The following is a 13,358-nucleotide window of genomic DNA, read 5'->3' as shown; positions in this document are numbered from 1 at the left end:
CAAGGCACTTTATGCTTTAGTTTAGCATAGCAGTTAAGGTTCGCCTAGTGACAATTCGCCACAATCAGCATCTAATTGCGAGGCATCGCTGCTAGAGAGACAACGATTATATTCACCTTAGATACATCGCTGTGCGCCTAAGAATGTTAACATTACCCCTGTATAATAAAGACAGTCATGAGCATGGTGAGAACCACGCCTTCGATCCAGACTCATGGTACACTACCCTATATTTTTATCTCGGAAGCCTTATGTCATCTGATTATCATCCAAACCCAGCCATCAACCAAAGCAACGTTTTGGGTACTGCTCTTGCCAGCTGTTGCTTTGATCCTATCACCGGTTTTTATCGCAATGGTTTTTGTCATACTGGCAATCACGATGTTGGTCAACATACCGTTTGCGCCAAGATGACCAGTGAGTTTTTAAACTTTTCTGCCAGTCGTGGCAACGATCTGATCACCCCGTTACCTGAGTATGGTTTTGCCGGTCTACAGCCTGGTGATTATTGGTGTATCTGTGCCCTGCGCTGGGTCGAAGCGTTAGACTTCGATATTGCACCAAAAATAAAACTCGAAGCCTGTCACGAAAGCTTATTGAGTTTAGTCGATATTGACACCCTAAAAAGCTATGCGCTGTAACGCATACGATTAGTGGTTATTAGTTATTAGTTAGTGATTAATAGTTAATCAATGACGGTCATAAATAATGATGGCGGCTAAACGAATAAAAAGGTTTGCTTGGCGCGGGCTTTTATTTTATTAAAGGAGGGTGTATGGACAACGATGATGACCAATTGATCAAAAAAATGGCGCGTATTACACCTGAGTCTAATGTCAGTCGTATTTATGCCGATATGCACGACGAGCATCTCTATTTAGACAATTATGACAGCTATATCTACGGTGATACTGACGCCACTGCCGAAGATACGATTGAGACCATGACGGTCTATGATCCAGACTCTGAGCGTTATGAAGATATCGAATATAGCAGCACAGATGAAGTGGTCAGCTGTTACTCCTACTCGCGTAAAACTGGTGAAAAAATCGATCAAATAGCCCTAAATGACGTCAATCGCTGTCTGAGCAACAACGGTCAATTTGTCTGGCTCGGTTTGTATGATCCTAGCTTAGAAACCATGGTAAAAGTTCAAGACGCTTTTGGTTTACACGAGTTGGCGATTGAAGATGCTTTTGCCGATCATCAGCGCGCTAAAGTCGAAAACTACGACAACGATATGGTGTTTGTGGTGCTGCGTACGGCGAAACTTGAAGACAATGTCATTCGCTACGGTACGACAGCGATATTTATGGGCAAAAACTACCTGATTACCATTCGTAATGGCCCATCCAACTCTTACGCTCCTGTGCGTGAACATTGCCATCGTCGTCCTGAAAAGCTGCGTATGGGACCGATATTTGTCCTGCATGCTATTCTCGATTTTATCGTGGATAACTATATGCCGATTACCGATCGTTTGGGTCGCTACTTGCGTGAGCAGGAACGCTATGTATTTACCTACGAGTTCGATAAAAGCACCCTAAAAAACCTCTATGAGCTCAAATCGCAGCTGGTACACATGCGTGCCATTATTTTACCAGTGCAAGACATCTGTAGCTTCTTTATCAATCACAAAAAGAGCGAGTTAATCTCAGGGTTCTCGCAAGCAGCCAAGCCTTACTTTCGCGACGTCAATGACCATCTATTGCACTCTTTAGATGCCATCAATGGTCTCAATGAAATGCTCAGCGTCGTGATGAATACCTATATGGCAATGGTCAATATGGGACAGAACGAAGTCGTACGTAAGCTTGCGGCGTGGGCGGGTATTTTAGCCGTTCCGACAGCGATTGCGGGTATTTACGGGATGAACTTTGATTTTATGCCCGAGCTCCATTGGAAATACTCTTACCTTGTCATCATGGCAGTGATCATCGCTTTATGTAGTTACTTATATTACAACTTTAAAAGATTAAAATGGCTGTAATATAAAATCATTAGTGTAAAAAAGGGCTGCCATTGGCAACCCTTTTTTTATGCTAATTCTACATCAATTATTATTCACGGCGATGCTTGGTATTACTATCGGGAGCCTGAGCATTATCAGGAAGCAACGCTTCGATAGCCAAGTTGGCATACTTCCGATCAAGATTGTCTTCTGGACGGCCAAACGTTTTTGCCGTCCACGTTAGCACCACAATAGAGGCGCTCAGTACCATAATAGCCACAGAAATCGTCGCCAGTAGCCACAGATGGAAGTAGTCTGATACGGCCTGCACATCGACTACCAAATGTCGTGACAAAGCCGTAATGGCGATAAATATCAAAAACTGTACCGGCAGACGATGGGTCTTAAAATAAATACCAATCATGGCCAACAGTTCAAGATAAATAAACAACATCAAGATATCTTTTAAGTCCGCTGAGCCTTTTTGGACAATACCAATAAACTCTTTGCCCGCAGCCCAAACCACGACCACACTGATTAAAAATAAGATTATGTAATGAGAGATATCGACGAACTCTCTACCAATATTTTGCAATCGCTCATGAATACCCACGTTCTTTTTAGCCATGTTAGATCCTATCAACGGTAAAGGGGTTGATGTAGTCTGAGTCTTTATACTATGTAGGCTCAAGCTTCTTATCTATCGGCAATCCGTGCTCTTATGATTAACTTATTAACTGATATCTAAGCCAGCGGCTTTTTCAGCGGCATCAACAGTCTGGCGAATAAGGGTATTAATCGTCATTGGGCCCACGCCACCTGGTACAGGCGTATAAGCACTGGCGATGCTTTCCACACCCTGCATCTCGATATCACCGACACCGCCATTATCCGTTGGATGGAAACCTGCATCGATGACCACTGCGCCCGCTTTAATCCACGCAGCTTGAATCAATTCAGGCACGCCAACTGCCCCAACCACGATATCAGCGCGCTGAATATGAGCGGCTAAATCTTGCGTTCTTGAATGACAAATGGTCACCGTACAGTTGGCATTCAATAGCATCATCGCCATTGGTTTACCCAAAATAGCACTACGCCCGACGACGACCGCTTCTTTACCTTCCAGCTCAATACCGTGATGCGCTAATAAATGCATGATGCCTTGCGGTGTACATGAGCCATAGGCCGACTGCTGCATGGCCATACGACCAAAGCCGAGACAAGTCACGCCATCGACGTCTTTTGCCAAGTCAATCTGCTCAAAGCAAGCGCGCTCATCGATATGCTCAGGAACTGGATGCTGTAGCAAGATACCGTGAACGTCAGGATTGTTATTAAGCTCATCTATCTTTGCCAAGAGCTGCTCTGTCGTCGTCACACTCGGCATCTCAACACGTATAGAGTCCATACCAACACGCTTACAGGCATTGCCCTTCATACGCACATAAGTCGCTGAGGCGGGATCATCACCGACCAATATCGTCGCTAAGCTTGGGGTACGTCCAGTTTTATCCTTGATAGCATCCACGCGCGTGCGCAGTTGCTGTTCTATTTGTTTGGCAAGTGCTTTGCCATCCAATACGGTGGCAGACGCTTGGGCAGTAGACGCAATAGACATAGGAACTCCAATAGAGGGTGCGATAAAAAAATAAAGACAGCGCCGCAATTACTTGCATGCCTGTCTTATCCTTAATCAAGGTATGGTTGATAGTCATATTGTACCTGCCTACGCTAAAAAATCCTAGCGCACAATAGAACTTAACGGCTCGCATTCGACTCAATAAAAAAGTTAAAAACGCTATTTTATTAAAAACTGTCATTTATTGAACCCTTACTCACTGAACAAAGAAAATGACAGTGACTCACTAGAAACGTCATATTTATTATTTTTCTAAATATATAAGCATTCACGTTAATGAATTTTATTTTTTTGTTGAGTTAGATTGCTGTGCTTTGAAACATTTTTTAAGTTTGCTATATTTATGATGAATCTGTTTTTTAGGTAACTGTCAGAATTAGCTAACTATTGAGCAAAATTAGCTAACTATTGAGGAAGTAGCCATTAAACAGAGGGCTATTAAAAATAATAATTAGGAGACAATCACGATGAACACCACAGAAAATAAAGAACGTATTATCGACAATTCTGAAGATTTAAAAACTAAAATCACCGAATCCATAGACGCTTTTAAGCTGCGTGCTGAGCTGTTAATGGCCAATATAAAAGAAGGCGGTGATGATAGCTATGATCATTCAACCACAAACGCCGGAGAAAAAGGTCTTAAGTCAGGCAAAGTGTCTGAGCTTACCGTTATCGCCCCTTTAAAAGAAGGCGGAGCAGAGCGTTTAAAAGAAATCTTAAAAATTGCAGGTGGCAACCTCAAAGGCGCTACGCGAGTAGGTACGCTGCATGATTTGCGTTTTGCGTTTCTAGATAATGATACCCGAGTGCTATTTTGCACGGCTTATGATGGGGATTGGGATCCATACATTGATGATTTTGCGACCAAAATTCCTGAGTTGATGGATATCTTGTTTGGTAGTGTCGAAGGCTGGCCTGGCATCAAAGACCCAAGCGTCAAACAGTTTATTTTAGACCGTCAGATTACAGCGGCGGCTTGGTACGTTGGTGTTCCTCATCTCACTATTCAAGATATTCGCCGTCAAGACCGTATTGTCAAAGGTATCAATAAAGCCTTGGATGACGCGCAGTCTTAACCTTGAAAAACGTCTAATTTTCAATAACTTTGTATCGTAGAAGAATCATTTAAAAGTAGGCTGACCTATGAGTAATATTAATAATAAAAAACCACTAACAGAGTTGACCGATAAGCTGCATGACTTAAAAGATGAGTTTGGCAATCGTATTGAAGGCAGTAAATTCGATTCGTGGCTCCAAACTATTAAAGAAGACGTTGGCGATAATATTGAGATGTTTGCCCGTAAAGCGCGCGGCGTATTCAATCCCAATCTGGTCGATATGCAGCTAGAAGACATTCAATCTCTTATTTTGCGTGAGCGCCCTAGCCCTTATTTCGGTACAGTTATCGCCGTCAAAGTCAATAATGCCGCCGTTGGACGACAAATGCTTGCCCAAGTTTTGCCCGATGTGACGGGCAGCAAAGAGTGGCATAAAGACATGCAAGCGACACTGTCTATCGTTATGACTTATGAGGGGCTAGAAGCATTGGGTGTGCCGCAATCCTCCTTAGAGAGTTTTCCTGATTCCTTTAAAGCAGGTATGGCGAATCGTGCCGATAAGTTGCGCGATACCGATGTCAATGATCCTGAAAACTGGATGGCTCCTTTTGGTGATAAAGGGGATATCCATGTTTGTGCTGCAATCATTGCCGATAGCAAAGAAAAATGGCAAGCAAAACTTGCTGAACTAAAAAAAAACATGCAAACGCATATCGACTATGAGCATCCTGCCAACGGTGATATCGAAATCCTCATGGAACACGACTTTGGTTCTGATAACAATGTCAAAAATGTCTTTGGCTATCGTGATGGTATCAGTAATCCGGAGATTAAAGGCAGTGGTATCCAAACGCCGCCCAGTCGCGATGGTGAGCCGATTGCCGCAGGGGAGTTTGTCTTGGGCTATGAAGGCGAAGCTGGCACGATCCCGCCGATGCCGCAGCCCGAGGTCTTGGGCAAGAATGGCTCGTTTATGGTACTACGTGCTTATAATAGCCACGTTGCTGCCTTCAATAAATTCCGCAAAGATAGCACCGATAGCGAGGAAGAAGCTGAGCTTTTAGGTGCAAAAATGTGGGGACGCTGGCGTTCTGGTGCGCCCCTCGCCTTGTCCCCTGATCATGACAACGAAGCGTTGGGAGACGATGCAAGCCGTAACAATGACTTCGGCTATAAAGACGATCCTCATGGCAAAAAATGTCCCTTCGGTGCCCATGCACGGCGCATGAACCCAAGAGACAGTAAGGACTTTATTTTATCTGATGTACGAATTCATAGAATTGTCAGACGTAGCGTCGGCTTTGGCGAAGTATTACCGCCTGATGTGACCGAAGACGATGGCAAAGAGCGTGGCCTATTTTTTATTGGTATCAATGCTCATGCGATGGAAACGGTTGAATTCTTACAATCACAATGGATTAACGACGGCAACTTTATGAGCCTAGGAGAAGAAAAAGATCCAATGATAGGCTTGCATCATGGTGATAAAGACAGCGACGCTGATACTTTTACTGTGCCTGCTGACCCTATTCGTCAACGCTATCATGGCATCGAAACCTTTAATACCTTGTATGGTGGTGAATACTTATTTATTCCAAGTTTGTCAGCACTAAAATGGATTAGCGAGCTGTCGTAATAGGATAATAATCCTACAGGTTTAGTACATTTTATTACTTATTAACATACTACAATTGTCCGCCATTTAGATAAGCGTTATAAACTTGTTATCACTTTATCTTTCGATGCTATTCAATTCTTACAACACCTCAACTATTATAATAAATAGGAAAAAACATGTTAAAAAAAATCTTCAAAACTAAGTATGTCCCTTATAACCCAAAACACATTGAACTTACAGCAGAAGATGAACGCAACATTCGTACTATCACTGACGATATAAAAAGTTATATTACTCGTAGCGATAAGGTCAGTGATGTTAATTACCATACCCGCGATGCTCATGCCAAAGGCTACTGTGCTTTAAAAGCTAAGTTTGAGATTTTGGATAATATCCCAAAAGAATATGCACAAGGTCTGTATTCCAAATCAGGCATTCATGATGCTGTGATTCGTTTCTCTAATGGCGCCTCGCGCGTTTCACCTGACCGTAAATTGGGTTTAGCGCAAGGATTGGCGATTAAAGTTTTTGACGTACCGGGTGAGAAGCTAGCACCAGGTGAAGAAGATAGTACAACTTTTGATTTTAACTTGATCAATCATCCGGTGTTCTTCTGTAATAGAATCGAAGATTATGCCTATATCTCTAAGCTTTTTTTAGAGCTACCGGAGTATGCTGAAAAAGGCGCGAGAGGCAAAGCGAAATTGGCATTTAACTGGCTGACCAACTACGGCTCAAGCCTACCAAGCAAAGAATCATTTAAAACGTTTAAAGCGCTCAACGGTTTTACGATGATTGAACCTAAAAATACTTTGTTATATGATTTTCACTCGCAAGGTGTGGTACGTCATGGCGATTACATGGCTAAAATAAGAGTCACACCGACAGAGAGTTCAGCCCAAAAAGTGACGCGTCGAGAGTTAGGTGTCAATGCAAAGCAAGAAGCGATCCGTCCACTGATCATCGAAGAGATACGTGAGCATGATTATCAGTTTGACGTCCAGATTCAGCTTTGCCGCAGTCTGAAAAAGCAACCCATTGAAGAGCTTACCACTGAATGGAAAGAGTCTGATGCGCCTTTTGTGACGGTCGCAACATTGACGATTCCGTGCCAAGATGTACCAGATGATGGCAATTTTGAGATTATGGAGAACTTATCATTTACACCGTTTCGCTGCTTAGCAGAAAACCGGCCTATTGGTAATCTACAACAGTCGCGCCTCAAAGCTTATCAGATCGCATCGGAGACTCGTCATAGACTCAATGATGTCAAACGCCAAGAGCCTAAGAGCTTAAAGCAGACTTTTGATAAATCGTTCTTTTAAGCGTTAGATATTTTTAAGAACGAAAGTCTGAACACGTTATTGTCCGTACGACCTCATCAAATAATGAACCAAAAAAATCGGTCTTGTATAGACCGATTTTTTATTGCTGAATTTTACTAGAGCGTGTCGTCAATTGGCACATTGATTTTGAAGTGATTGTTTTGAAACGATTGTTTTGAAGGGATCATATAGTCAGTTCAATCTATCACGCGCCTCTAATCACGCGCCTCAAGCAATATATAATCGATGCCACATTGCTCTAATAAAAACGCCGCATATAAGCCACTCAAACCACCGCCGATAATCGCAATAGGTAGATCTTGCCTAACAAATCATTCCTGCTTCATTGAAGCTATTCAGCCAATAGTTTAGTAAGAAGTTCATCTATCTCAACCTTGAACTCTTTATCTTCAATCTTATTGGCTGTGATTTTGGCATTCTGTAAATTTTGAATAGCCGCGTCCTTTTCGCCCAGTTCAATCTGTAGGACCGCCATAGAAAAGGCAATCGATGACATGTGATCTTTCGAATTAATCGCGGTCGCTTTGGCTAATGCCTTGTCATAAATAACTAAAGCTTCGTCTAAATCTTCGGTAAAGTCAGCCAATGTTTCCCATTGCTCTGGATGGTCTTTATCGGTGTTTTCATTATCGGTACAAATGGCTTCTAATTCGGCATAAAAGCCATCAAATGCCGCTTGATTGCCTATGCGATCCGCTTCCAATAACTCTTCGGCTAAAGTATAAACTGCCTTATAAATCTTGGTATTAATCATTGCTTGTAACCTTTTATTGACTTGGGATATACAGTATTTGACTAGGATTATAACGTAATTCTAGCGACTCAGATGATTGCCACAAAAAAGGACACGATATTTATATGGCTGTTATTAAGATTACTATGAACGTTATTAACGTTATTAAGGTTATTAGAGTTACAACTCTCGCCAGTGCAGCCATAGGCGCGTGTCTAACTCAAGCTGATGATACTCTGGCTCCATATGGCAGCATAATTGATAAAACGCTTTGTTATGCTCATGCTCTTTAAAATGCGCCAATTCATGCACGACAATCATGCGCAAAAACTCAGGCGGTGCTTCTTGAAATAAGCTGGCTACGGTGATGCTATTATGAGATTTTAGCTTACTACCTTGTACACGAGACTGGGTAGTATGAATACCTAGCGCATGCTTGAGAACTGTTAGTTTGCTGCTATAACTGACATTGGATAACTGGCCAATTTTACGCATAGATTGGTTTTTTATGTCATTGATGTAGTGATAAAGAGCCTTATCACTTTTTATTTGGTGCTGAGCGGGATACTTTTTTTCTAGATACGCGCCCAATTTACCATCGCTAATAAGCAATGCCGCTTGGGTTTGAACTTGCTCAGAATAGTGAGCGATGTACTTTAATGTGGTCACAAACTTATCCTTTACTGATATTTCGAAACTGATATTTATGTATTTTACCCTATATCTATTTATTTTATTTTTCATAAAACAACCCCGTAAGCTGTATTCAACTTACGGGGTTGTTTCTTACGATATTTTTACTGAACTATTTAGAGCATATTAATGAGGACATTAATTAATGAGTGAATTAACGCTCTAAATGAAGATACTGCAAATGGCGCTCGTATTGATTTAAGATATCGACCAATACTTGCTCTTTAGAGTAACCAACCAAGTCATACTCTTGCGAGCCTTCGCTTAAGAACACTTCCGCACGATAATAGTACTCTGCATTCTTAGTTGATTTGCTCAATGTAAAGTTAGGACGCTCTGCTTTGATCAAGTTAACTTCATAAATAAAGTCATCTTCATCGCCATGTCCAACCCGTAATTTCAGACCATCTATTTGACCGCTACTCTCATCCATGCCTTCATCGATATCTTGTCCGATATGTGCAGGGTTACGGATATCCAAAGACGTTTTTAGACCGCCAGCTTTAAGCTCATTTTCAACTTCGGTCATGGCAGGTCTGACGACACTTTGTAAAAACCGTTCAACTTGCGTATGGCTTGGGAAGCTCACAATACGTTGTAAGCGTGCTTTCCAACTCTTGCCACTATCAAGCACGTTCGCAGTGCCAAGGGTGCTGGCTTTACGTTTATTGCCCTCTTCTTTTAATGACTTCCACATAGCCATCATGTAAAGCACTAAAATAAGCGAGAATGGCAAACCGGCAATCACAGAAACGGACTGTAATGATGCAAAGCCACCTGCGAACAGCAAGCCTAAGGTAATAAGACCGGTCGCTGCTGCCCAAAATAAGCGTAACCAAACTGGTGCGTCGGTATCATTGGTCATGCCTCTTGAGCTTAGATTCGCCAATACTAAAGCGCCTGAGTCAGCTGAAGTCACAAAGAATACTAACCCAATCACAACACCGGCAAATGATAGCACTTCGCTGTAAGGAAAGTACTCAAACAAGGCAAACATGCCCATCGCTGCATCATTAACAGCGATTTCGCCAAGCTCGGTTGCACCATTGGCGACCAAATCTATCGCTGAGTTACCAAAGATAGAGAACCAAGCAAAGATAAAACCAAGTGGGATAAACATCACACCAAATACGAATTCACGCAGGGTACGACCACGGCTAATACGCGCAATAAATAGGCCTACAAACGGTGCCCAAGCGACCCACCATGCCCAGAAAAATATCGTCCAACCTGACTTCCAGTCAGCGCCAGCTTTACCATCATAAGCATAAACATCAAAAGTTTTGAAAACGATGGTTTGGAAGTATTGACCAATATTTTGGGTAAAGGTATTCAGCAAATAAACTGTGTTACCCATCACCAATATCGCGATTAATAGCAATATCGACGATAGCATGTTGAATTCGGATAAACGGCGGACGCCTCTTTCCACACCAGTCATCGCAGAGATCGCTGCGGCAGCGACCACACCTATGATGATAAAGGTTTGAACCATTTTGCTGGATTCAATCCCAAACACATGAGTCAAACCCGCATTGGCTTGCAATACACCAATACCCAAACTGGTCGCGATACCCATCAAGGTACAAACCACACCAAAGGTATCGATACCATCACCAAGCCAGCCTTTAATTAAGCGCTCGCCAAAGATAGGCGTCAGTGGTGAACGCAAAGCTAATGGCATGTTTTTGCGATAAGCAAAGTACGCCAATGCCATCCCGATTAGCGCATAAATGCCCCAGCCATGTAGACCCCAATGTAAAAAGGTTTGCGCAAGTGCTTCACGCATGGCCGCCTCACTGGCAGGCTCGAGCCCCGTATGCGGCGTTAGATAATGCATCAACGGCTCAGACGCACCAAAGAACAATAAATCAATGCCGATACCAGCAGAGAACAGCATCGCCGCCCACGCTAGAAAGGGAAACTGAGCTTTTTCATGATCTTGACCAAGCTTGATATCACCATACTTGGAGAAGCCAACGAATAACGCAAATATACTATAAGCGGCAACTACCAACATGTAATACCAGCCAAAACTCTCTGATACCCATGCCATACTTGAGCTTAATAATGCCTCACTATAATCTGGAAATGCAATTGTCCAGATTATTAATAAAATAGAAATAATAGCTGAACCTAAAAAAACCGTCTTATTTAGAGTCAGGGGTTTCGTCGCATCTTTTGATGGCGAGCTGTACATAAAAGACCTCAATAGGTAAATTAAACAGGGTCTGATATTGCTTTGTCCGTCATAACCTTATGACTGATAACCGCATGACATATAAATAACCGCATGACGCACAAAGCAGTACCAATCAATAACAATTTGCTAAGCAATGAAATCTACCTTTAGCAAAACCTCAAAAACCAATAATACAAACTGAAATAACTGTCACGCTATAATCCGATAAAGATAGAAGAAATAAAGCGTGAGCAGAGTAGTGCTGATAAAAAAGACCTTTACTATGAAAGGCCTTCTTATTGAAATTGTCTTATATTATTCATTGTCCAATAGCTTAGACAGTCGTTTAGACAACAGAACTGTAATTACGCATCGGCTCCGCTCTGAGCGGCGCGCCATTGGCAACATAATAGTCTGCTGTTGAGCGTGGCAGCTGCACACCGCGCATCTTATCAACGATTTTTTCTGCCAGCATAATGGTGGTGGCGTTTAGGTTGCCGCTGATGATATTTGGCATAATCGATGCATCAACGACGCGTAGGCCATCGATACCATGTACCAGCCCTTCACCATTAACCACTGAATCATTGTCTTCGCCCATCGGACAAGTACAAGAAGGATGATAAGCCGTCTCACTGTGGTTACGAACGTACTCATCCAACTGCGCATCGGTCACCAAATCATCGGTCGGCGCAATAGCACGACCGCGATAAGGGTCAAGCGCTGGCTGATGCATAATCTCACGCGTGATACGCATCGCCGCGCGGAACTCTTGCCAGTCTTGGTCATGAGACATATAGTTAAATAAGATACTTGGATGCGCGCTTGGGTCTTTTGAGGTCAGCTTGACACGACCACGACTTGGCGAGCGCAATGAACCGACATGCGCTTGGAAGCTATGTGATTTGACCGCGCTACGACCATCATAACGCACTGCTAACGGCAAGAAATGATACTGAATATTAGGATGCGTAAATTTCTCATCGGTACGGATAAAGCCGCCACCTTCAAACTGATTTGAAGCACCAAGCCCTGTGCCATTAAATAGCCATTCCGCACCAATCGCTGGCTTGTTCCACCATTTATTGGCAGGTGCAATTGAGACCGGTAGCTTACATTCATACTGCATATACAGCTCTAAATGGTCTTGTAGATTATTACCGACACCCGGCAAATCTAAAATCTCAGTCACGTCCAAATCTTTAAGCCATTGACCAGGACCAATACCTGAACGCTGTAATAACTGAGGTGACGCAATCGCGCCCGATGAAACAATCACTTCACGAGACGCGTAGAATTTTTTGGTTTGACCTTGGTGTTCTACTTTGACACCGACAGCGCGCTTACCATCAAAGAGAATCACATCGGTCAATGCGCCCGTTAAAATGGTGATATTACTGCGCGGTTTGGCACGGTCAAGATAACCACGAGCCGTTGATGCGCGGCGACCATTGGGTGTCACAAAGCGATCCATTGGCCCAAATCCTTCTTGCTGATAGCCATTTAGATCATCTGTACGTGGATAGCCTGCTTGCACGCCCGCTTCAATCATGGCTTCAAACAGTGGATTGACTCCTGGCTTTGAAGTGGTCATCTCAACCGGACCACCGACGCCATGATAATCATTCTCGCCAGCGTCGCAGTTTTCTAGCTTTTTAAAGTAAGGCAGACAGTCCGAATAGGTCCAATCCTCTAAGCCTTTGATTTTCGCCCAATCGTCAAAATCGAGCGCATTGCCACGGATATAGCACATACCGTTAATCAACGATGAGCCACCAAGCCCTTTACCGCGACCGCAGTCCATCACGCGATTATTCATATTCGGCTCGGGATCGGTTTTGTATCCCCAGTTATAAGTCGTCCCTTGCAACGGCATGGCGAGCGCCGCTGGCATCTGGGTGCGAAAATCTAAGCGATGGTCTGGACGACCAGCTTCTAACAGCAACACCTTAATGTTGGCATCTTCCGTCAAGCGCGTGGCCAGCACGTTTCCTGCTGAGCCTGCACCAACAATGATGTAGTCATACTCAGGTGTGGTTGTTGTCATAAAATGCTCCATAATATTGAAAATAAATCATTTAATATCAGTAAGATTGAATCAAAAGGACAAATTAGCTCAAATGAATCAAGCT

11 protein-coding genes and 1 pseudogene are annotated in these 13,358 nt (G+C 43.1%); 5 read left to right on the top strand and 7 right to left on the bottom strand.

Features of this window, described 5'->3' with window-relative positions:
- Positions 1–251 precede the first annotated feature (251 nt).
- Both CXF65_RS07620 and corA read left to right on the top strand, forming a co-directional pair.
- On the top strand, positions 252–641 hold the full coding sequence (locus tag CXF65_RS07620) for a DUF2237 family protein (RefSeq protein ID WP_101211613.1): 390 nt from the start codon (positions 252–254) through the stop codon (positions 639–641).
- Positions 642–775: 134 nt separating this feature from the next.
- A complete protein-coding gene (gene corA, locus CXF65_RS07615) occupies positions 776–1,990 on the top strand; it encodes a magnesium/cobalt transporter CorA (protein ID WP_101211612.1) in 1,215 nt (404 codons plus the stop codon).
- A gap of 70 nt (positions 1,991–2,060) precedes the next feature.
- Here the strand turns inward: corA and CXF65_RS07610 are convergent, their stop codons facing one another.
- Both CXF65_RS07610 and folD read right to left on the bottom strand, forming a co-directional pair.
- Positions 2,061–2,579 (bottom strand): phosphate-starvation-inducible protein PsiE, encoded by a 519-nt coding sequence (locus CXF65_RS07610; protein WP_101211611.1) that lies wholly within the window; start codon positions 2,577–2,579, stop codon positions 2,061–2,063.
- A gap of 105 nt (positions 2,580–2,684) precedes the next feature.
- A complete protein-coding gene (folD, locus tag CXF65_RS07605; protein WP_101211610.1) occupies positions 2,685–3,572 on the bottom strand; it encodes a bifunctional methylenetetrahydrofolate dehydrogenase/methenyltetrahydrofolate cyclohydrolase FolD in 888 nt (295 codons plus the stop codon).
- Positions 3,573–4,060: 488 nt separating this feature from the next.
- Here folD and CXF65_RS07600 point away from each other — a divergent pair, with 488 nt between their 5' ends.
- The 3 genes from CXF65_RS07600 to CXF65_RS07590 all read left to right on the top strand — a co-directional run bounded on the left by CXF65_RS07600 (position 4,061) and on the right by CXF65_RS07590 (position 7,597).
- The gene (locus CXF65_RS07600) at positions 4,061–4,672 is read left to right on the top strand and encodes a hypothetical protein (RefSeq protein WP_264754733.1); all 612 of its coding nucleotides are present in this window, start codon (positions 4,061–4,063) and stop codon (positions 4,670–4,672) included.
- Between the two features lie 67 nt (positions 4,673–4,739).
- Positions 4,740–6,290, top strand: a complete 1,551-nt coding sequence (locus CXF65_RS07595) for a Dyp-type peroxidase (protein ID WP_101211609.1) — start codon at positions 4,740–4,742, stop codon at positions 6,288–6,290.
- A 158-nt stretch (positions 6,291–6,448) separates the two neighbouring features.
- Positions 6,449–7,597 carry a catalase family protein gene (locus CXF65_RS07590; protein WP_101211608.1) on the top strand — a complete coding sequence of 383 codons (1,149 nt, stop codon included), beginning with the start codon at positions 6,449–6,451 and terminating at the stop codon, positions 7,595–7,597.
- A 221-nt stretch (positions 7,598–7,818) separates the two neighbouring features.
- On the opposite strand, the pseudogene CXF65_RS07585 reads toward CXF65_RS07590, so the two are convergent.
- The 5 genes and pseudogenes from CXF65_RS07585 to betA form a co-directional block, all read right to left on the bottom strand.
- A pseudogene (locus CXF65_RS07585) lies at positions 7,819–7,908 on the bottom strand (NAD(P)-binding protein); the annotation flags it as partial.
- A 41-nt stretch (positions 7,909–7,949) separates the two neighbouring features.
- Positions 7,950–8,372: a Replicative DNA helicase gene (locus CXF65_RS07580; protein WP_101211607.1), complete on the bottom strand. Its 423-nt coding sequence runs from the start codon at positions 8,370–8,372 to the stop codon at positions 7,950–7,952.
- Positions 8,373–8,531: 159 nt separating this feature from the next.
- Entirely contained in the window at positions 8,532–9,020 is a 489-nt protein-coding gene (locus CXF65_RS07575; RefSeq protein WP_101211606.1) for a M48 family metallopeptidase, read from the bottom strand.
- A gap of 178 nt (positions 9,021–9,198) precedes the next feature.
- The gene (gene betT / locus CXF65_RS07570; RefSeq protein WP_101211605.1) at positions 9,199–11,244 is read right to left on the bottom strand and encodes a choline BCCT transporter BetT; all 2,046 of its coding nucleotides are present in this window, start codon (positions 11,242–11,244) and stop codon (positions 9,199–9,201) included.
- A 328-nt stretch (positions 11,245–11,572) separates the two neighbouring features.
- The gene (gene betA / locus CXF65_RS07565; RefSeq protein WP_101211604.1) at positions 11,573–13,273 is read right to left on the bottom strand and encodes a choline dehydrogenase; all 1,701 of its coding nucleotides are present in this window, start codon (positions 13,271–13,273) and stop codon (positions 11,573–11,575) included.
- Between the last annotated feature and the right edge of the window lie 85 nt (positions 13,274–13,358).

The sequence above is a fragment of the Psychrobacter sp. Sarcosine-3u-12 genome (assembly GCF_002836005.1).
In the GTDB taxonomy this organism is placed as follows: domain Bacteria; phylum Pseudomonadota; class Gammaproteobacteria; order Pseudomonadales; family Moraxellaceae; genus Psychrobacter; species Psychrobacter okhotskensis.
Note: the sequence above shows the minus strand (reverse complement) of the source record. Positions and strands in the feature narration are given on the sequence as shown.